This is a genomic window from Vibrio sp. 1CM23M, from assembly GCF_023161755.1.
GTDB classification, from domain to species: Bacteria; Pseudomonadota; Gammaproteobacteria; order Enterobacterales; family Vibrionaceae; genus Vibrio; species Vibrio coralliirubri.
Genome location: NZ_JALNTR010000002.1, coordinates 668134 through 688512 on the forward strand (window position 1 = coordinate 668134; position 20379 = coordinate 688512).

Here is a 20379-nt window from a genome sequence, read left to right on the forward strand (position 1 = left end):
CTGCCTCTAACTCTGTATTTACGCTTAATTGATACTTACGCCTAATGACTATTGGTCTCTATACAGCGCGCCTATCTTCCCAATTCGGGTTAACTAATGCCGTCAGTATATGGTCTTCCCATTTACCGTTAATCTGTAGGTAGTCTTTAGCAAAACCTTCTCGGACAAAACCAAGATGTTCTAATACACCCGCACTGCGTTCGTTGTGAGGCATGTAGCCCGCCATTAAGCGGTGCATGTTCTGCACATCAAACATGTAGTCTTTGGCCATGCTCAAACCTCTGCGCATGTAGCCGTGGCCCTGTGCACTTTGAGCCAATGAGTAACCGACATTACAAGCGTAGAACGGGAAACGCGACAAATTACTGAACGATATGGTGCCTAACATTTCATTAGAGTCAGCGTTAATCAGTAAACAGTAATAGCCTAGCCCCATTTTATGAAGCTCGTTTAACTTGATCAGTCGCTGCGCCCAACTCGCTCTATCAAAGAACGCATCTTCGCGTATCGGCTCCCAAGGTTTCAGGTACTCTCTGTTAACCTGAAAATACTCGCTGATCATGCCAGCGTCATCAATTTCAGCCGTGCGTAGAATCAGATTACCATCATGCTTATAAATGCGCTCTGGTGTACTCAAATCTTCCATAATCTTGTTCTTATTCGATCAGTTCTTTCTGATACCGTAATCACGAAGCTTATTCGCAATTGAGGTATGAGATACATTCAAACGTTTTGCTAGCTTACGGCTTGATGGGAAAGACTGATAAAGCTTCTCTAGAATCTGAGATTCATAGTCTTTCATGATTTCATCGAGCGAACCATCTAAGCTCAGGTTCGCCATTCCTGCCGTCATTGTTTCAAGCTGCGGCAAGTGGAATTGCTCAACCGTTAGTGTGTCTGAATCTAGCTCTGTTAGTGCACGTAGAACCATGTTGTCTAACTGGCGAATGTTGCCCGGCCATTGGTAATTACCAAGCTGGTCGACTAACTCTTGAGTCAATTTTGGTTTTAACATACCTAACTGCTGCGCGTACTTTGCAACGAACAGTTCCAACAGCGGTGCTACGTCGTTTGAGCGTTCACGCAATGCAGGGATAGACAGAGTCAGTACATTCAAGCGGTAAAACAAATCTTCACGGAACGAGCCCGAGTCGGCTAATTCAGAAAGACGGTGGCGCGTTGATGCAATAATACGAACATCAGCGTGCATCTCTTCTTCTTCACCAACACGACGGAATGAACCATCTTGTAGGAAACGCAGCAATTTGATTTGTAGATGCGGGCTCATCTCGCCAATTTCATCTAAAAATACGGTACCGCCATTCGCTTGTTCGAAAATACCTTTATGACCTTGCTCATGGTTGAATGAACCCGGCGCATGACCAAACAATTCCGTTTCCGCTACGTCATCAGGCATCGATGCACAGCTTAGAATCAAGAATGGGAAAGACGATCGATTTGAACGGTTATGACACGCTTTCGCCAACATCTCTTTACCTGTACCCGTATCGCCTTCAATTAATAGAGGCTGATCCAGCATAGCCAATTTCTTAGCTTGGCTGATCAAGGCTTTATGGCGATTAGAGACACCAACAAAGTGTTCGAAACCTAGGTTGTTCTGTTCTGGGATTGAATCTGGCGAGTTCATCTCTTGATTACAAGAGCGAATCGTCATTACTGCGCTTGCCAGTAGCGCTTCGTTGACATCACCACCAAGGTAAATCGGCAGGATCTCAATAGAGAAATCTAAACCATCCAACACGACAACTTCACGATGACGCGTTACATCGCCTTCGATCCAGCGAGCAAAGTTAAAGCTAGGAACAAACGTCGCTAGCGGTTCACCGATGACTTCATCTTCTTGTTTGTTGAAGAGGTTCAATGCAGCGTGGTTAGCCATATCGACTGAGCCTTTAAGGTCAATCGCAATCACAGGATCAGGTAGGTTTGCCAGCAGAGCAATCAGCTCTGTGTTATGCCTTTCGCTTGGCATAAATTGGATTTTACGTACATCCTTCACACCTGAAATTCGGCGAATTTCAGCCATAAGTTCACTAAAAGCATCAAAATCGATATCAGGGCAGTTTAGGTAAATAATGCCTTTAACATCAATTTCGATTCCTCTTAAATCAATGCTTTTTGAGGCCAAGATATCGAGCAACTCACGCGTTAAGCCGAGTCTGTCTTCACACAATACTTCAAGACGCACAAATAGTCCTATTATAGGTGTCAGGATAAGTTGACAGTAGTGTGGATTAAGCTCTGAGTTCAGTCAAGAAGAAGAGTAAACATATGTTTACTCTTCTTCTCAAACTATTGAGCTTCAAATGCTTTATTTGAGAGTGATACGCTTTATTTCAGAAAGGACGGCTTTGCGAAGATCTGATATTTTTACTTTTCGCTCATTATGCCAAGGCATAGGACGCAGCAATGTCATGGCTTTTAAACCCAGTCTCGCAGTGAGAATACCGACACCGAGCCCCTGCCCTGCTCGAGCTGAAACCTTGCCTGCAAGATCCATCGAGACGAGGTCCATACTCGCGTCTATCGCAAGTTCACTGGCACCCGCAGCTGCCATGTTGATTAACACCAGTTTAAATAGCTTAATACGAGACCAGTAGCCAAGCTCAATGCCATACACATCAGCAAGCTTGTCTATCATGGTGAAATTTCGCCAAGCCACCAGCAACATATCAGCCGCCGCCAATGGACTCACCGCGACCAAAGCCGCCGATTCGGTCGAGAACTTAGTGACGATTTGAGTCGCAACCTTATCTTGTTGACTCACGACTAACGCATCGTACATATCCAACACTTCTGCATCACTGTGTGCTGGGTTAATGCTGTTTCGCCACTTATCGTACGAAGGAGACTCAGCGATAATGCCGCCTTGCTTGGCGATGTTTTCACAGAACGCTTTGCCCTTACCGACACTTTGGCTTTGGAGTAGTTCTTCACTCTGCTCTTGCACACTAAAGTGATCTTTAAGTGAGCGCAGTTTCCACAGCTCTTTGCCTATTGCGCCTAAACCCAATGAAGCAATGGCAGCAATAAAGCCAGCCCAACCTAACGCAAGCCAGTCAGCCGTTTGAATCGCGGTAATCACCGAATCAATTGCCTGCCATCCAACTAGACCAGAGAAAGCGACCAATAAACCCGTTCCAAACCACTTCTTCTTTTTGCTCGGTCGAATCACTTGTTCCAATTGCTGCTCAGCTTCACCATCAAGTTCGGCTTCCACTTGCGGTGCGACAGGGACAAATTTCTCTTGCTCTGTGAACAGTTGTTGAGCGCCTAAATCCGGGCCAGCTTCGCTCTTGTCTTGCTCATCAAAAGAGGTCTTCAACGGTTCATTAAAGACCTGCTTTGTTTTTAATTCACTCATTTTGATTGCCTCAATTACTTCAACTTGTCGCCAATGAGATACTCTAAAACCTTGTCGACTCTTAGATGTTGGCAAGGCTCATCGGAATGTTGCTCCATCGGTCTAAAGCTCGTGAAATCAAACTGGTTGGTTTCCCAATACTGTTTATTGGGCAACTTACGCGGCACCTCTCCCGGATACATGGTTTGAGGAACATTATCCAAAGTCACACCTTGCAACGCCGGAACATTGTCTGAGCCCGACGAGATATAGCCCGCGCTGGTCGCTTGAATAGACGCGATGCTCATGCAACTCATGTCGATGTGTTCAAACGCCGCCTGTTGCCAAGCCGGATGCACCATCTGTTGTAACAGCGATACCAAGTTCGGGTGTTGATCCGGTGTCACGTGATCGGCCTTGGTTGCGGCGAATAATATCTTGTCGATCTTCGGCGCGAATAAGCGTCTTAAGATATTGCTTCGACCGTACTTAAAGCTCTTAAGTAACTGTTCTAACGCGCCACGCATGTCCATGAAAGAATCATAGCCCGCATTAAGTGGCTGTAAGCAATCCACTAACACGATTTGTCTGTCAAACGTCGCGAAGTGATTCTTATAGAACGCTTTCACGACCTTCTGTTGATACTCTTCATAACGCGCTTTCAGTACCGCATAGTTACTTGTTTTTGAGAACTTAAACTCAGGTGCGATACACGGGAAGAATTGCAGTACGGGCGCGCCTTCAAGCTCACCAGGTAATACGAATCGACCCGGCTGTACCCAATGCAACCCGTTACTTTTACAAGTATGAAGGTACTGGGTGTAGCTATCGGCAATCGCGACCAGTTTCTTTTCGTCCGCTTCTGCTAGCAAATCGATATCACCACGCATGGCGTTCCACTGTTGCGAGTAAGTTTCTCTGTCGCCTTTCAATGCGGCAAACTGAGATTGGCTCCAGGTATCGAAGTCCATATCCAGTAACGGCAAATCAAGCAGCCATTCACCTGGATAATCGACAATATCGAGATAAAGGGTGCTATTTTTACTCAGTAGCTTTTTCGCGCCCTTCGCAGGCTTATATTTGATTGCTAGACGAATCTCACTGACATCACGCGTTGGCACCGGCCATTCTGGTGGCTGTGCATTCAACGACTCCATCGCTTCATCATAAGAGAAGCGTGGAATCATCATGTTGTGTTGCGGGATACGCTTTGCGCCAATAACTCTTCCATCTCTCGCCGATGCAAGTAGTGGCAGGTTTTTATGGGTAGACGTATGAAGAAGCTGATTAACCAGCGAAGTAATGAATGCTGTCTTACCCGCACGAGAAAGCCCCGTGACCGCTACTCGAATATGAGAATCCGTTCCTCTGCTTATAAAGTCACTCATTTCTTGAGTTAGGTGTTTCATTTGAACGACTCCGTGATAGTTAGGCTAGCTGGTTATGATAATAAAGAGGCAAGCCTATGTTCTTTCCCAGTTGGGATAGTTTGTATGCTTTTGTTTGTTCTTTTGCTAATAGTGGTGAGTATGCAATACACATTCTTAATGCTAGATGAATAAAAGCCCCTGACTACATTCATAATCAGGGGCTTTAGAATTTTTGCACGATATCCGACGTTTAATCGTCTTCAATCAACTTGTAGATAACAAACAGTGCAATCTCTGCAATTAGCCAAAGCGCACATGTAATCGTCACATATTTATTATCAAAGATACTGATCCCTTTCAAGATCAGGTCGTAGCCAACAAAAGCACCAATCACCACTGCCAAGATAATCTGTAGGATCTGAATAAAACGAGGCATTCCTCTCTCCTATGTTCTTATATCAAACTATGTGTTTATCACTATATCATTGATAATATGACAAAAGTGCAGATAATGCTGCACTTTTGTCTTTAACTTTCTGTCAAAAATTGCGATTCAAACGCTGAAGTTAACGACAATTACGATTTTTTGGCTTCGGTTAATTACGCTTTCTCAGCTTCAGCAATCTTCACTTTCCACGTGTCAGGGCCGATCTGGTGTGCGTTCACGCCGTTAGAGTCAACCGCTACCGTTACAGGCATATCTTCAACTTCAAACTCGTAAATCGCTTCCATACCGAGATCTTCAAACGCAACTACACGTGCTTTTTTAATTGCTTTCGCGACTAAATAAGCTGCACCGCCAACCGCCATTAGGTAAACCGCTTTGTGCTCTTTGATTGATTCAACCGTTGCAGGGCCACGTTCCGCTTTACCGATCATGCCCATAATGCCAGTTTCGTTCAGCATCATGTCAGTGAACTTATCCATACGTGTTGAAGTTGTTGGACCTGCAGGACCTACCGCTTCATCACCTACAGCATCAACAGGACCCACGTAGTAAATGAACTTGCCTTTGAAATCAACGCCAGCTGGTAAGCCTTCGCCGCTTTCTAGCATGCCTTGAATACGTTTATGAGCAGCATCACGACCGGTTAAGATCTTACCTGACAGAAGAACCGTTTCTCCGGTCTTCCACTCTTGTACGTCTTCTTTAGTCACTTCATCAAGGTTAACACGGCGTGTATTTGCGCCCGCTTCCCAAGTGATGTCTGGCCACTCTTCTAGTTTAGGTGGCGTTAGCTCTGCTGGGCCGCTGCCATCTAGCGTGAAGTGAACGTGACGCGTTGCTGCACAGTTCGGGATCAGGCAAACTGGCTTAGATGCTGCGTGCGTTGGTGCTGTTTTGATTTTCACGTCAACCACAGTCGTTAGACCGCCAAGACCTTGTGCACCAATACCAAGCTTATTTACACGGTTGAAGATGTCTAAACGAAGCTCTTCTTCTGCGTTCTCTGGGCCTTTTTCGATAAGCTCTTGAATATCGATGTGTTCCATCAAAGATTCTTTTGCTAGTACCGCTGCTTTTTCAGCCGTACCGCCGATGCCTATACCTAGCATGCCCGGTGGACACCAGCCTGCACCCATTGTTGGCAGCGTCTTCTCTACCCATTCTGCAATATCATCAGAAGGGTTCAGCATAACCATCTTGGTTTTGTTCTCAGAACCGCCGCCCTTAGCCGCGATTTGAATTTCAACTTTGTTGCCTGGAACCATATTAATGTGGACAACCGCTGGTGTGTTGTCTTTGGTATTAATACGCTTACCTGCAGGGTCCATTAGGACAGATGCACGCAATGGGTTATCTGGGTTGTTGTAAGCTTGACGAACGCCTTCATCAACCATCTGTTGTACTGTTTGATCCGTTTCCCACCTAACATCCATACCGATGTTCACGAAACAAGTAACAATACCCGTATCCTGACAAATTGGACGATGGCCTTCCGCAGACATGCGTGAGTTGATAAGAATCTGAGCAATAGCATCTTTAGCTGCTTGGCTCTCTTCTTTCTCGTACGCTTTTTCTAGGGCTTGGACAAAGTCTAAGGGGTGATAATAAGAAATGTACTGAAGTGCGTCAGCGACACTGCTGATCACATCTTGCTTACGAATAACCGTCATTGCATGCCTCTTTATTGTTCTGGTTCCATGTGGGTTCACCGTTTGGCTATCTATGCCAAATCGAATTAGGTGGTTTAGCTTTTTATTGTGTTGAGCTGTATTTAGTTGCTTTAGCAATCGCTTGCATAGCTTTAAACTAAACCACTTGGATTACTCCGTTCTAATCAAGAACCCATTTTATTTTCAATTTATGATACTCTTGCTTCCTCTCACACGCCATGCAGTGATCGAACTCTTTGTCACAAATTAAACAAATGAATAACAACGAATTTCGCTCTATCCAAATCAAGCCGCTTGAATATCAATCAACTTTAGCTAAACAGCTGTTTTCCCATATTGAAAACCTGCCGTGGGCAATGCTATTACGCTCCGCTTCAGAAAGCCACGTTGATAGTCGATACGATATTTTAGTTGCTCAACCCATCGCCACCTTCGAAACAATCGGTGCAAAAACGACCGTTAATGTTAATGAGACGTGGGAGGTTTCAGACTCCGATCCTTTCGAACTACTCGACCAATATCAGCAACAGTTATTGCCTGCGACTAAAGAGCACACTGAGCTGCCATTCGTTGGCGGCGCTTTAGGCTATTTCAGTTATGACTTGGGGCGCAGAGTCGAGACACTTCCATCACTCGCAACGCGTGATATTGAAGCACCTGACATGGCGGTTGGCTTGTATGAATGGGCTGTTATCGTTGATCACCAACTGAAAACGGCGTGTATTGTCGGTAACAATATCGATGAACATCATGATTGGCTGATGCAGAAAATGGGTCAATCACACCTAACACATGCGCCCTTTGGATTAACCACACCATGGAAATCCAATATGAGCGAAGAGAGCTACGCCACCAAGTTCGATAGCGTTCAAGAATACCTGTTATCCGGGGACTGCTATCAGATCAACTTAGCTCAGCGCTTCAATGCTCAATACCAAGGCAGTGAATGGCTGGCTTATGACAAGTTAGAGCAGTACAACTCAGCACCCTTTTCGGGTTTCATCCGTTTGGCCGACTGCGCAATCATCAGTGTTTCGCCAGAGCGTTTCTTAGAACTCAAAGACAACGTCATTGAAACCAAGCCAATTAAAGGCACACGACCTCGTTCTGAGAACCCGATGATTGATGATGCTAACGCGCAAGATCTGGCAAGCGCCGATAAAGATCAGGCGGAAAACTTGATGATCGTCGACCTACTTCGTAATGACATTGGCCGAGTGGCAAAACCGGGCACAGTGCATGTACCAAAGTTGTTCGATATTGAGAGCTTCCCTGCCGTGCACCACTTGGTAAGCACGATACGAGCAGACCTTGATGAACAATATTCTGCGACTGACCTTCTGAGAGCGTGTTTCCCTGGAGGATCGATTACTGGCGCACCAAAAGTTCGCGCGATGCAGATCATTGAAGAGTTAGAACCGCATCGACGTTCAGCGTACTGCGGCAGTATTGGCTACATCAGCCGAAATGGCAGAATGGATACCAGTATTACCATTCGTACATTAGTCGCCGAGAACAATACGCTTCATGCATGGGCTGGCGGTGGTGTGGTATTTGATAGTGATTGTGCTTCTGAATACCAAGAAACTCTGGATAAGCTGAGTCGAATTCTACCGGTACTTGAAGATTGCTAAACCTAGCGTCATTAACTGCGAGTTCCGCGATTTAATGACGAGTTCTGCGGCTTAACGCTCAGCAAAAACTCGATATAAAAAGAAACCGAAGGATCGCAAGATCACTTCGGTTTTTTAGTCTTTGAACTAGAGTGCATTGCTCACAACGCATTATTAGCGTGTTTAAGCGACCTTCACCGCAGAGACACCCCACTTCTTAAGCATCTCTTTAAGATCATTGGCGGTGTAAGGTTTACTCAAAATGTCATCCATTCCACACTGAATACAACGTTCGCGTTCTTCAAGTGTCGTTCCGGCGGTCAGTGCCACAATAGATTTAACGTAACCGTTCTCTCTTAGTTTCTCTGTCGCTTCAAAGCCGTCCATAACGGGCATTCTGCAATCCATGAATACAATGTCGTATTCATTGTCTGACGCGAGCTCAAACCCTTCAACACCATTACTTGCGATAGCCGGTTCAATCTCATGTTTACGAAGCATTTGTTGGATGATGATCTGGTTCATTTTAATATCATCAACCACCAGCACTTTAAGTAGTGACAATTCCGCTTCAGACTCGAAGCCCTTGGCGACACTATCACTCTCAGCTGGAACATCGACAACTTGAAGAGGAATCGAGATGGTAAACGTCGTACCTGAGCCAACAACACTGGTCACCCCAATATCGCCATTCATCAGAGCCACCAGTTTGCGACAAATCGCTAACCCAAGCCCGGTGCCCTCATAGTTTCTGCTACTTGAGTTATCTGCCTGCGTAAAAGGTTCAAACAGCGTCTTATGCGCCGATTCAGCAATTCCGACTCCGGTATCTTCTACAGAGAAAACAAATTGGTTTTTGTCCCACTCAATATCAACATTCACATGCCCTTCTTCTGTAAATTTAATCGCATTACCGATTAAGTTCACAAACAGCTGAGTGATGCGCTCTAAATCGCCTTGAAAATGGGAAGGAACATTTGACGCAACACTGATATTGAATTCAAGCTGCTTCTCTATTGCTCGATTGACGAAGATGCTTTCAATCGTGTTTCTCAAATCATGCAACGCAAATTTCTTAGGAATAAGATCCAACATCCCTGCATTGATTTTGCTGTAATCCAATAGATCATTAATGATGGTTCTGAGAAACTCTCCAGACTGGCTCAGGTTGTTCACAATTTCACGCTGAGAACTGTTGAGTTCGGTATCACTGATCAATTCTGCACTACCTAACAAGCCATTAAGCGGAGTTCTTAACTCATGGTTAATCATGGCCACAAAGTCACGCGTTGCCCTTTCGGACTCTTCCGCTCGTTTACGTGATTCAATATTTCGGTTGATTGCTAATTGGTGAGTAATAGCACTACAGATAAGGTCTGTGACCAATAACAGTTGGCTCTCAATGAAGTCGACATCTTGTTCAGATAGGTTGACCTTTACGATTAGTGCTCCAACGATAACCTTCTCAACTTCAAGCGGCACTGTTAGTAAATCATCTTCCCATTTGATTTCTTCAATTTCTTGGTCGAAATCACCAACCGATGCATCACCATAATCGTAGGTCTGAAGTTGTGGGAGCAGCTTTGAAGGTAATATCAAGCGGCTAGCTTCAATGAGGTAACTGTTGGTCACGTTTGTGGTCAGTTGAGACAGCATTACATCATCTAAATCACTTCGAAGAAACGCGCGCCCGAAGTCAATCAACAGGTTGTCGATTTGTTCTTGAAATTCAATACGACGTAAATTCGCGTTGGAGCGCTTTTCTAATTGACGCAAAGCTAGCTCAAGCTGTTGGTTAGCCTCGAACAGTTCAAGGCTCTTCTGTTCCAACAATGCTTCAGCTGCTTTCCTCGCCGCGATTTGACGCTTGAGTTTCTTCTCTAGGGCAGATGCCAGATCCATATTACTTTTCTACTTTGAGATTAAACCTAACCACGCTTTGGTCATCATTTTGTGGCGTCATCTCCACCGCAATAGATTCACCGTGGTATTCAGCGCACCCTTCGATAAGCCCTAAACAAACATGAGACATACATCTTGCGCTTTTGTAGTCAAAAACAAGTTGTGCTTCGGTCGTGGTGATAAAACTGAATTCAGGTGGCTCAGCATCTGGATAAAGCTTCTTCACTTCAACGTGAATGTAGCGCTCTACGTGCTGAATAAATTGAAAGGTGGTATTGCTGTGAGCAAGGCTCGCTTTATTCGGCAATGAGGCTAATAAGTTCTTAAATACGGACTGCCCGAAAACGCGTTGCAAGCTTGCTGCATCTATATCGGTTTTTTTGCTCAGATTAATGATGAGTTTAACCAGATCTTTGTGGTCGTAACTTCCGACAGATGTGTAGATCCCTTCATCTTCTGACATCTCTAGAACTTCTTCCAAAAGCTCTAACCCAAACTTGTCTTCGACGAGTTCTAAAAATTCGGTGAATATGATTCCTTTCATCTCATACCTTTTCTTCTATTTCTTTTTAGAATGGTTCACTAAGTCATTGTTATCAAATTCTTAAACACAAAATCTACGCTTCGTAACCCAATTTTATGACATGGGTAACGCTTACTCGCAGATGCGTACATATTGAATATAGCAAAAACCGGCATTTTAAGGATGTCAGTCACAACGTGGCCCTTAATTACGCCTAGTTAATCGCTAAACTAAAGGTAAGTAAATGAAGACACACTCAAAATTGGTAATCAGCCCACGGTTATGTCTATACTTAAAATCATAATAATCAATATATTGGCTTGATATGAATAAAGAAAACTTCCTTCAACAATTCCAACTAAACCCTACCGTTGGCTATCACCCAGAGTCAGTAGAGCGTGTTTCGCATATCAGTGGCGATCAATTACGTAAAGCGGCAGTGGTGGTAGGTTTAGTTGAAAGAGAAGATGGTTTACATGTCATTTTTACTAAAAGAGCCGCTCATTTAAAGCATCATCCGGGCCAAGTCAGTTTTCCTGGCGGTAAACATGAACTCTCTGACCCTTCTATGCAATTTACTGCACTTAGAGAGCTCCATGAAGAGGTAGGAATTCGATCGGATCAAGTTAAAATTGTTGGGCAATTACCCGCTTTGAGTACTATTAGTAAATTTTCTGTGACACCGATTGTTGCCCTGGTCGATCCTGACTATGAAGCCATCATCGATGAGAATGAAGTTGCCTCTATTTTTGAGGTGCCTGCCACCTATGTTTTAGACCAAGCCAAGTTACACAGCCACACTGTTAACTTCAAACAAATCAAGCATCGTGTTTTTGCGATGCCCTTCCAAGAGCACCTAATTTGGGGCGTTACGGCGCAAATCATCCAATCGCTGCAGCAGCATGTAGTGCAACAAATCACATAGCAACTACGTTTTGTTTAATCTCTGTTAACAAATCGCAAGCTTTGTATGGAACAGAATTATTAATGCAATTTTACGCAAACGTTTACTTGCTATAGATCTATACAACCCGCCCTTTCGCATAAAAAAAACTAATACCAAGCATAAACATAAATCACCTGTGGCACGCTATTTTCGTGATCAAAAATCCGTTTTTCGCATATCATGTGACACGCCGTTTCATTACATGATTTAGATCTATTTTTTGTAGAAGAAAATTCTGCAGAATTAGCCCCGACTTATTTCCTGTTCCCAAAAAATGAGTAATTTAACATGAACACAACAACTTCTTCGGCAAATGCCGTTAAAGATTCAAGCAAGTTTAACTATAAAGATTTTACCTGGTGTTTATCACTATTCGGTACAGCAGTTGGTGCTGGCGTACTATTTCTTCCAATCAAAGCTGGTGCGGGTGGTTTTTGGCCATTAGTTATCCTAGCTCTAATCGCGGCACCGATGACTTGGTTCGCACACAAATCTCTAGCTCGTTTCGTACTGTCTGCTAAAAACCCTGAAGCAGATATTACAGACACAGTTGAAGAGCACTTCGGTAAGACTGGCGCAAACATTATTACTTTTGCTTACTTCTTCGCTATCTACCCAATCGTTCTTATCTACGGTGTTGGTATCACAAACACGGTTGATTCTTTCCTAGTAAACCAAATGGGTATGGAATCTATTCCACGTCCTCTTCTTTCTGGTGCACTTATCCTTGCTATGACAGCAGGTGTTGTATTCGGTAAAGAGCTGATGCTTAAAGCAACGTCAGCGATGGTTTACCCACTAGTATTCATCCTACTAGCACTATCTTTCTACCTAGTTCCTGATTGGAACACTTCAATGATGGACGTAAGCCCAGAATGGTCAACAATGCCTTCTATTATCTGGCTTGCTATTCCAATCATCGTGTTCTCTTTCAACCACAGCCCAATCATTTCACAGTTCTCTAAAGAGCAACGTCGTGTATACGGTGAAGACGCAGTTAAGAAAACTGACCAAATCACTGGCGGCGCAGCAATGATGCTGATGGGCTTTGTAATGTTCTTCGTATTCTCTGTAGTGCTTTCTCTATCTCCAGAGCAACTAGCAACAGCACAAGCACAGAACATCTCTGTTCTTTCTTACCTAGCTAACGTACATGAGTCTCCACTTATCTCTTACATGGGTCCTCTAGTAGCGTTCGCAGCGATTACTTCAAGCTACTTCGGTCACTTCCTAGGTGCTCACGAAGGTCTTGTTGGTCTAATCAAGTCTCGCTCTGGTTCTTCAATCTCTAAGATTGAGAAAGCTTCTCTAGCGTTCATCGTTGTTACAACTTGGATTGTTGCGGTAGTTAACCCAAGCATCCTAGGTATGATTGAAACAATGGGTGCTCCAATGATTGCAGCTATCCTGTTCCTAATGCCTGTATTCGCAATGAACAAAGTACCAGCAATGGCTAAGTACAAAACTTCAGCACCTGTACAAATCTTTACAGCTTTATGTGGTCTAGCGGCTATTAGTTCTGTAATCTACGGCGCTCTTTAATCTCTAGCCCTTTTTATAAGATGGCATCCATCTTATATCGCGAGATTAAACAAAAAATATAATGATAATAAATGAGCCTCCCTACTCCCCTTGGGAGGCTCTCTTTTTGAGGTAATCGCTATGATTAGTGTATTTGATATCTATAAAATCGGTGTTGGTCCATCGAGCTCACACACAGTTGGACCAATGAAAGCGGGTAAAGAGTTTATTGATGACCTACGTTCAATGGGAAAATTGCGCGACATCACTAAAATCACCGTGGACGTATATGGATCACTATCACTGACAGGGAAAGGTCACCACACAGATATCGCAATCATCATGGGTCTTGCTGGCAATACTCCTGAGCGTGTTGATATCGATTCTATTGCTGGCTTCATTGCTCGCGTAGAAGAAACTGAGCGCCTTCCTGTTGGCATGCACTGTCATACAGTATCGTTCCCACGCGATGGCGGTATGAACTTCCACACTAGCAACCTTTCTCTACACGAGAACGGCATGAGCATTCATGCATGGGTTGGTGACGAAGTTGCATACTCAAAAACGTACTACTCAATTGGTGGCGGTTTCATCGTTGACGAAGAGAACTTCGGCAAAGAAGAAGAAAACCCAATCAAAGCACCTTACGAATTCACAACAGCTGAAGAGCTGGTTAATCAGTGTAAAGAAAGCGGTCTTTCTATCAGTACACTGGTTATGAAAAACCAAGCAGCATTCCACTCAGACGAAGAGTCTCGCACTTACTTCGCTAACATTTGGAAAACGATGCGTGAGTGTATGGATCGCGGTATGAATACTGAAGGTATCCTGCCTGGTCCACTACGTGTTCCTCGCCGTGCAGCAGCACTTCGCCAACAGCTAATGACTTCAGAAAAAACAACCAATGATCCAATGTCGGTTGTTGACTGGGTAAACATGTTTGCTTTCGCAGTAAACGAAGAAAATGCAGCTGGCGGCCGTGTAGTAACGGCACCAACAAACGGCGCATGTGGCATCATCCCTGCTGTATTGGCTTACTACGATAAGTTCATCCAAACAGTGACAGAGAAAGACTACATCCGTTACTTCGCAGCTTCTGGCGCGATCGGTGGTCTTTACAAGCGTAACGCTTCTATCTCTGGTGCTGAAGTTGGCTGTCAGGGTGAAGTTGGTGTGGCATGCTCTATGGCTGCTGCTGGTCTTGCTGAGCTTATGGGTGGTAGCCCTGAGCAAGTATGTATGGCTGCAGAAATCGGCATGGAGCATAACCTAGGTTTAACGTGTGACCCAGTTGCTGGCCAAGTACAAGTACCATGTATCGAGCGTAACGGTATTGCTGCAGTTAAAGCAATCAACTCAACTCGCATGGCACTTCGTCGTTCTTCTGCTCCTACTGTTTCTCTAGATAAAGTTATCGAAACAATGCTAGAAACAGGTAAAGACATGAACGCTAAATACCGTGAGACATCTCAAGGTGGTTTGGCTGTTAAGGTTGTTTGTTAATTAGCATTAGTTTGCTAATAGCCTCTAACACAGCTTGCTTGGTAACGAGCAAATAATAAAAAAGGAACGCCGATGCGTTCCTTTTTTTCTATCTAAATTCCGGCCACTTATATCTAAGATGCTCGATTTGCATCTTAGATAATGGGCCAAAGAACTAGATCACTTGTGAGATAAGCAGGAAGCAACCAAACAGCAGTGAGAACAACATCATTGCGCTGCCACCTTCTGCTCGGTATCTATCATCAGCAACTTTCATGAAGCGCTGCTTGTGAACCATCACCAGAGGAACAAACACCGCTAGGAACACCAAGATGATACCTGCGTAATTCAGCACTTGTAGGAACTTGTCTGCAGCAAGCAATGAACCCGCTAACGGCAAGATAAAGCTAATGCAGTACGTTACCGCTGTATTTTGGTTGAACATATCTTTGTTCTGGTTGAACAACGCCATCGCCACACCAAAGAAAGAGGTCAACAACGCCAAGCCCGTGAAGGTAGACAGAACGTTACCCACCCAAGGAGACTGAGCCTCAAACGCCGCCATCAAATCTGATACGTTCTCAAAGCTTCTGAATTGCTCTTCACTCAAGTTACCCACTACCGCAAACAACCAACACAAGTAACACACTAATGGGATCAGAGAACCGATGATCACCATGTTACGCAGCTGTTTATCTGTCGCTTCGTGGTTGTAAGAAACCAAGGTTGGAATCACCACCATAAAGCCAAAGCTCGTAAACAGGATGGCACTGGTTTTGATTAGATCAACGTGGTCATGGCTGGTTACCTGCATCAAGTTTTCTTGAGTCATGCTCGGCGCCAAGAAAGCCATGGTTGCAAACAAACTAGCAAGCATCACGAAGAACAATGCTCGGTTGAGCTTATCAATCACACCGGTACCACTTGCGACTACAGCGCCAGCAAGCAAGGTAAACACGGTTTGGCTGGTAGTCGCGGTAATTTCGACGCCAAAGTTAGACAGTAACTTACTCAGCAAATCACCTGCGCCCAAGATGTAAGCCATTAATAGGCAGATCAACAACGCGTATAGCAAGCCGTTGGTAAGCAGCTGACCTTGTTTGCCCAAGGTTTTTCGGGCGATAGAGTTTAATCCTAGACCGCCACCCGCTTTGATGGTCGCTTCTAGAAGTAGTAATGCTGCGTAAGTCGTACCGAAGCAGATCAGTACCATAAGCAGTGTGCCGTAAAGCAATCCGAATTGAGCTAATACCATTGGGATCGCAAGCATACCAGCACCGAGAGCGGTACCAGCGATAATTAGGGAGCTACCCATCATTTTAATATTCATTGTTTTTAACTTATTTGTTTAGTTTTTATAGATGTGAGTCTTCGTTCATCGAGCGGATGACAAAGGAGTTCAGATAGAAATAAAGTTATAAAACGAATAACAATAGGAGCGATAAGCGGTAAAGAAGCGTGCAGAGACGTTGTCGAACAGGGCGTTCAAAGGAGAGCTTGTCTTAAAAGAGGTAAAACGAGAAGCGTGAGTTAGCATTAACTGATGTGGTGAACCTTCCGTAGGTTCAATAATCGGCGATGTAATCTTGAATTTCATGTATGTGTCCAATAAGTCACATTCCATAGTATTTGAAGCAGCGTATCCGTTGCTGCCCTACCTCTATCATAGAGGTCTTTTCATCTTATCGAATGAGCCTCGAAACACAACGCTATAACCACAATTTTTGCTATTAAATTGAACAAAACAGCCGTTTGGATATAAATTAACCACTAAGCCATCTAAAATAATAGTCTTTATTGATAAAAGACAAGCTGACAAATACATCGAGCTAATCAACAACCAAGGCTTTTCTAACTATCAGCAGACTCACAGCCCGTTGCTGCACTTCAATAACAGCGCTCTATTCCCAAAACAGCAGTCTGTTTCAATAGAAGCTGTATTTTTCACAACACGATGTTTTAAGAACCACACTATGTTTTGAGAACAGTGACGAGCTTGAAGCGCGTTCCATTTCAACATCAGACACAACACAAACTCGCTACATCACAGAAACATAACCACAACCGGAGTGTGGTCACACAATTCGTTATACCCCATAGGTGGTAGGAATTCTTACTAGTACAGTATTTGCGTCATTATAATTAATAAAAACAAACACCTTATGCGCTCAACAATCACCTTTAAAATCCTAGTGGCCCTCGCCATCGTGTTCACTTTTTTACTGGCAATATCGACCTATTTCCAATATTCGCAACAAAAGCAACTTGTAAACTCAGTGTTAAGTGAGCAGCTTCACGACAAAGCAAGTAACTACTTCGATAGCCTCAATATGATGATGCTCACCGGCACCATGGCACAAAAAGAGACCCTTCGTCAGAAAGCACTGGCTCAAGAAGGCATTGAAGACGTTCGTGTTTTACGCGCCGACGCTGTCAGCAAGTTATACGGCCCAGGTAATGACAACCAAACACCGGTTGACGATATTGATAAACGAGCGCTAGCGGGCGAAACCGTTATCGAACCTTTTTCTGCTGATTGGGGCAAAGGCTTAGTTATTGCTCTGCCAATGAAGTCGAGTGAAGATTATCGAGGAACCAATTGTGTCGCCTGTCATATGGCACCAGAAGGTGAAGTATTGGGTGCGATTCGCCTCGAATATAACCTCAACCATGTTAACTCGCTAATAAACACTCAAACCATGGCTGCTATTGGCATTATGGCAGTGATCTCGTTTGCCGGATTCGTGCTTACGATGGGGTTAATTCGTAAGATTATCGTCCGCCCGCTTCAACAAACCTCTCGCTTTATGACCCAAGTCAGCAGTGATAAAAACCTATCAACTCGGCTGCCAGAGCAAAGCAAGGATGAAATTGGCACGCTGGCTAACTCCATCAACTCGTTCATGGGAACCGTATCTGACAGCTTAGAAAAGGTACAAAGCACCTCGCACAAGTTAAATGCCTCGGCAAACCGACTGACTAGTGTCGCGCAAATTACCGAGCAAGCCGCCAGCGACCAGCAAAGCGAAACCGCAGAAGTGCAACACAATATCGAAGGGATACAGGCGCAACAAGTCAATGTAGAACAAGCGACGTTAACGGCTTCAGAGCTTATCAATCACACCGCTGATGTGGCGTGTAAGAGTGCCAACCAAGCACACGACGCAAGCAGCGAGATAAAAAACCTCGTTAGCAGCATAGAAGAAGTGAAACACAAAATACTGACACTCAATGAGCAAACCGGAGAGGTCTCTTCAATATTGAGTGTAATTCGTGGCATTGCAGACCAAACCAACCTTCTGGCCTTGAATGCAGCGATTGAAGCGGCGCGAGCGGGAGAACAAGGGCGTGGGTTTGCGGTAGTCGCAGATGAAGTTCGCCACCTTGCATCGCGAACCGCTGAAGCAACAGGCAGCATTGAGTCAATCATTCATCAATTCCAACAAGGCAGCGAAGAGTCGCTGAATTCTGCCGACCGCGTTTGCGAACAAGCCCATCAAAGCTCAACCGATATCGACGCACTGTCCGTTGAAATGAATGGTGTCGTTGAAGAGATGAAACAAGTACTGGCTCATGCGAAAAATATTCAACAACAGACGCAATCCACTACACACGCGACCGAAGATGTTCAACAAAAGGTTGAGACCATCACTTCTCACGCAGACAACACATCGCAGTCTGCGGCTGAGACTCGTGGAATCAGTAATGATTTAGAAGAGCTGTCTGATCACCTTGAGTCACTGATTAATCAGTTCACTTTGTCGAGTACAAAGAAGAAGTCATAGATCGCCAACAAAAAAGCGCTCAACAATGAGCGCTTTATCTTCCTAGCAATGTCTAGTGAGGCGTTCAAAGAACCTTAAACAATGATTAGTGTGTAATGGAAACCGCGGTTAAATCTTTATGCTTGTGATACATCGCGTGTTTGACTATCAGATTCGCACTCACGCTATCCATTCCTGACACTTCAACGTAAGCCCCTTTTTTACGGAACTTGAACACAACCTTATCAAGCGCCTCGACCGAGGTATTATCTAAGAATGACGCATCCGATATATCGATGGTCACTAAAGAGGTCGCGTTGTCATAATCAAATAAGTCGACAAACGCATCTGACGAAGCAAAGAAGACATGACCTTTTACTCGGTGAATGGTATGCATTTCGTTTGTCACGACTTCATCGGATATAAACACCATGGATTTGCTAGCATGCGCATAAAACAGAGCCGATAGCACCACGCCAACCGCAACACCTATTGCGAGATTGTGAGTAACCACCACCACCGCCACGGTTGCTAGCATGGTTACATTGGTTGGCAGTGTGTGATCTTTAAGCTCAACAATGGAACGCCATGAGAATGTGCCGATAGAAACCATGATCATCACAGACACTAAAGCGGCCATCGGTATCAGCTTCAACCAATCAGAAACAAACACCACCATTAGCAACAAAACCACCCCAGCGATCATGCTGGACAATCGGGTTAAGCCACCTGATTTGATGTTAATGATCGACTGACCGATCATTGCGCAGCCCGCCATGCCACCAAAAAGGGAAGCCACGATGTTCGCAACGCCCTGCCCTTTACACTCATTGTTTTTATTGCTTTCCGTATCGGTCAGGTCATCGACTATGGTCGCTGTCATCAAGGATTCCAACAAGCCAACCAGAGACAGAGCAATCGAATATGGAAGGATGGTTGCAAGTGTATCAAACGTGAATGGAATATTAGGAATCAAGAACACAGGCAGTGAGTCGGGAAGCTTGCCCATATCGCCAATTGTTCTCACGTCTAAGCCGAACAACAAACTAATGATTGTCAGGGCGACAATAGCGACCAGTGGAGAAGGTATTGCGTGACCAAATTTGGGGAAATAAGGAAGCAGATAAATGATCGCCAAACCCAAAGCGACCAACACGTAAACGCTTGAAGGGACGTTGATCAACTCAGGTAGTTGGGCCATGAAAATTAGAATGGCGAGCGCGTTAACAAATCCAGTAATCACCGATTTAGAAACGAAATTCATCAGGTTACCAAGCTTGAGATACCCAGCTGCGATTTGAATGACGCCAGCTAAAAATGAAGCAGCGAGTAGATATTCTAGTCCGTGCTCTCTCACCAAGGTGACCATTAACAGCGCCATAGCGCCTGTTGCCCCGGAAATCATTCCCGGACGACTGCCAACCAAAGCAGTGACGACACAAATACAGAACGAAGCATATAGCCCTACTTTAGGGTCAACGCCTGCAATAATTGAAAATGCGATGGCTTCAGGGATCAATGCGAGTGCAACCACAATCCCAGATAATGAATCTCCTTTAACGTTTGATAACCAGTGTTTTTTTAAATAATTAAGCATGTAATTCTCTTTTACTTGTACAGCCAGTCCTGCCTTGTTGAGACATAATCTGATCGACTGTTTTTCTTGAATGAGCGAGCGCTCGAAAAGTGCGGGTGTAGAGAGAATGCAGGGGTTAAGGCGGCGTAATTAACACGTAGATATTAAACTCCTCTTGTTGCTTTAGTGGGAAATTAAGA

At 44.5% G+C, this 20379-nt stretch carries 16 protein-coding genes; 5 read left to right on the forward strand and 11 right to left on the reverse strand.

Going from position 1 to position 20379, the window contains the following annotated elements; genetic code table 11:
• Positions 1 to 58: 58 nt before the first annotated feature.
• The 6 genes from rimJ to MSG35_RS08390 all read right to left on the reverse strand — a co-directional run bounded on the left by rimJ (position 59) and on the right by MSG35_RS08390 (position 6852).
• Positions 59 to 646, reverse strand: a complete 588-nt coding sequence (gene rimJ, locus MSG35_RS08365) for a ribosomal protein S5-alanine N-acetyltransferase (protein WP_017060432.1) — start codon at positions 644 to 646, stop codon at positions 59 to 61.
• Between the two features lie 18 nt (positions 647 to 664).
• Positions 665 to 2209: a transcriptional regulator TyrR gene (tyrR, locus tag MSG35_RS08370; protein WP_248383669.1), complete on the reverse strand. Its 1545-nt coding sequence runs from the start codon at positions 2207 to 2209 to the stop codon at positions 665 to 667.
• Positions 2210 to 2332: 123 nt separating this feature from the next.
• The gene (locus MSG35_RS08375) at positions 2333 to 3385 is read right to left on the reverse strand and encodes a TIGR01620 family protein (RefSeq protein WP_248368185.1); all 1053 of its coding nucleotides are present in this window, start codon (positions 3383 to 3385) and stop codon (positions 2333 to 2335) included.
• Positions 3386 to 3399: 14 nt separating this feature from the next.
• Positions 3400 to 4773: a YcjX family protein gene (locus MSG35_RS08380; RefSeq protein WP_086970236.1), complete on the reverse strand. Its 1374-nt coding sequence runs from the start codon at positions 4771 to 4773 to the stop codon at positions 3400 to 3402.
• A 211-nt stretch (positions 4774 to 4984) separates the two neighbouring features.
• Positions 4985 to 5170: a hypothetical protein gene (locus MSG35_RS08385; RefSeq protein ID WP_004734731.1), complete on the reverse strand. Its 186-nt coding sequence runs from the start codon at positions 5168 to 5170 to the stop codon at positions 4985 to 4987.
• A gap of 164 nt (positions 5171 to 5334) precedes the next feature.
• Positions 5335 to 6852, reverse strand: coding sequence for a fumarate hydratase (locus tag MSG35_RS08390; RefSeq protein WP_017068776.1), 1518 nt, complete (start codon positions 6850 to 6852; stop codon positions 5335 to 5337).
• 254 nt (positions 6853 to 7106) lie between these two features.
• Here MSG35_RS08390 and pabB point away from each other — a divergent pair, with 254 nt between their 5' ends.
• Positions 7107 to 8486: an aminodeoxychorismate synthase component I gene (gene pabB, locus MSG35_RS08395; protein ID WP_248383670.1), complete on the forward strand. Its 1380-nt coding sequence runs from the start codon at positions 7107 to 7109 to the stop codon at positions 8484 to 8486.
• Between the two features lie 162 nt (positions 8487 to 8648).
• On the opposite strand, the gene MSG35_RS08400 is transcribed toward pabB, so the two are convergent.
• Positions 8649 to 10367, reverse strand: a complete 1719-nt coding sequence (locus MSG35_RS08400; protein WP_248383671.1) for an ATP-binding protein — start codon at positions 10365 to 10367, stop codon at positions 8649 to 8651.
• Position 10368: 1 nt separating this feature from the next.
• Complete coding sequence (locus MSG35_RS08405; protein ID WP_017065424.1) at positions 10369 to 10911, reverse strand: heme NO-binding domain-containing protein; 543 nt, start codon at positions 10909 to 10911, stop codon at positions 10369 to 10371.
• A gap of 304 nt (positions 10912 to 11215) precedes the next feature.
• Between MSG35_RS08405 and MSG35_RS08410 the strand changes: the two genes are divergently transcribed.
• The 3 genes from MSG35_RS08410 to MSG35_RS08420 all read left to right on the forward strand — a co-directional run bounded on the left by MSG35_RS08410 (position 11216) and on the right by MSG35_RS08420 (position 14860).
• Positions 11216 to 11815: a CoA pyrophosphatase gene (locus MSG35_RS08410; RefSeq protein ID WP_081228700.1), complete on the forward strand. Its 600-nt coding sequence runs from the start codon at positions 11216 to 11218 to the stop codon at positions 11813 to 11815.
• 309 nt (positions 11816 to 12124) lie between these two features.
• Positions 12125 to 13378, forward strand: a complete 1254-nt coding sequence (locus MSG35_RS08415; RefSeq protein ID WP_048658418.1) for an aromatic amino acid transport family protein — start codon at positions 12125 to 12127, stop codon at positions 13376 to 13378.
• A gap of 120 nt (positions 13379 to 13498) precedes the next feature.
• Positions 13499 to 14860, forward strand: coding sequence for an L-serine ammonia-lyase (locus tag MSG35_RS08420; protein ID WP_017060420.1), 1362 nt, complete (start codon positions 13499 to 13501; stop codon positions 14858 to 14860).
• A 154-nt stretch (positions 14861 to 15014) separates the two neighbouring features.
• Here the strand turns inward: MSG35_RS08420 and MSG35_RS08425 are convergent, their stop codons facing one another.
• Positions 15015 to 16157: an aromatic amino acid transport family protein gene (locus MSG35_RS08425; protein ID WP_017060419.1), complete on the reverse strand. Its 1143-nt coding sequence runs from the start codon at positions 16155 to 16157 to the stop codon at positions 15015 to 15017.
• A gap of 81 nt (positions 16158 to 16238) precedes the next feature.
• Complete coding sequence (locus MSG35_RS08430) at positions 16239 to 16436, reverse strand: hypothetical protein (RefSeq protein ID WP_048611631.1); 198 nt, start codon at positions 16434 to 16436, stop codon at positions 16239 to 16241.
• Positions 16437 to 17001: 565 nt separating this feature from the next.
• On the opposite strand from MSG35_RS08430, the gene MSG35_RS08435 reads away from it, so the two are divergent.
• The gene (locus MSG35_RS08435; RefSeq protein ID WP_248383672.1) at positions 17002 to 18624 is read left to right on the forward strand and encodes a methyl-accepting chemotaxis protein; all 1623 of its coding nucleotides are present in this window, start codon (positions 17002 to 17004) and stop codon (positions 18622 to 18624) included.
• 85 nt (positions 18625 to 18709) lie between these two features.
• Here MSG35_RS08435 and MSG35_RS08440 read toward each other — a convergent pair whose 3' ends face one another.
• Complete coding sequence (locus tag MSG35_RS08440; RefSeq protein ID WP_052878183.1) at positions 18710 to 20200, reverse strand: SulP family inorganic anion transporter; 1491 nt, start codon at positions 20198 to 20200, stop codon at positions 18710 to 18712.
• Positions 20201 to 20379 lie beyond the last annotated feature (179 nt).